The sequence below is a fragment of the Komagataeibacter intermedius TF2 genome (assembly GCF_000964425.1).
Classification (GTDB): domain Bacteria; phylum Pseudomonadota; class Alphaproteobacteria; order Acetobacterales; family Acetobacteraceae; genus Komagataeibacter; species Komagataeibacter intermedius.
The window spans coordinates 1-1,151 of record NZ_BANF01000345.1 but is presented as its reverse complement, the minus strand read 5'-3'; the positions used below and the strand labels follow the sequence as shown (position 1 = coordinate 1,151).

Here is a 1,151-nt window from a genome sequence, read left to right as displayed (position 1 = left end):
CATGCCGCCATGATCTCGGCAGGCGAGTTCGTGCAGATGTCGGGGCGCTGGTTCAATGATCACACCCACGGGTTGCAGTTCAAGGCGGAGTTTCTCAAAGCCAGTCCGCCGACCACGGTTGAGGGGATCGAGCGCTATCTTGGCTCCGGCATGATCCGGGGCATCGGTCCGGTCTACGCGAAGAAGCTGGTGAAAGCGTTCGGCGAGGCGGTGTTCGACCTGATCGAGCAGGAACCTGGACGTCTGCGGGAGGTGACGGGCATCGGCCCCAAGCGGGCCGAACGGATTGTCGGTGGCTGGGCGGACCAGAAGGTGATCCGCGAGATCATGCTGTTTCTGCACAGCAACGGCGTCGGCACCTCGCGGGCGGTAAGGATCTTCAAGACCTACGGGCAGGACGCGGTCCAACTGATCAGCGAGAACCCCTACCGGCTCGCGAAGGACATCCGGGGGATCGGCTTCAAGACCGCCGACCAGATTGCCCGGAAGATGGGGATTGCGGCCGACGCCATGATCCGGGTGCGGGCCGGGATCTCCTACGCGCTTGGCGAGGCCATGGATGAGGGGCATTGTGGCCTGCCGGTCCGGGAGTTGCTGACCAGCACCGCCGAACTGCTGGAGGTCGCGGCACCCCTGATCGAGACGGCTCTCACGTTGGAGCTGGAGGCGGGCGACGTTATTGCCGACAGCGTGGGCGAGACGGGATGCATCTTCCTGGCGGGTCTCTATCGCGCGGAGCAGAGCATCGCCGAGCGATTGCGTGCCTGTGTCGTCGGCCGTCCGCCCTGGCCCGAGATCGACGCTGGAAAGGCCATGACCTGGGTGGAACGGAAGACCGGGCTTGCGCTCGCGCCCAGCCAGCAGGAGGCGGTGCGCCTTGCCCTGAACAGCAAGGTGCTGGTGATCACGGGTGGTCCTGGCGTGGGCAAGACCACGCTGGTCAACGCCATCCTGAAGATCGTGACCGCCAAGGGCACGGACGTGCAGCTCTGCGCCCCGACCGGTCGGGCGGCGAAGCGCCTGTCGGAAAGCACCGGACTGGAAGGCAAGACCATCCATCGACTGCTGGAGACGGATCCGGCCAGTGGCACCTTCAAGCGGGATGATACCAACCCGCTGACCTGCGATCTGCTGGTCGTGGACGAGGCCAG

Annotated in this window: 1 protein-coding gene; it reads left to right on the top strand. The window is 65.3% G+C overall.

What is annotated here, in order from left to right:
- Window positions 1-1,151: helix-hairpin-helix domain-containing protein (locus B7449_RS17475; protein WP_048883939.1), on the top strand; the 1,151-nt coding region annotated here is incomplete at both ends.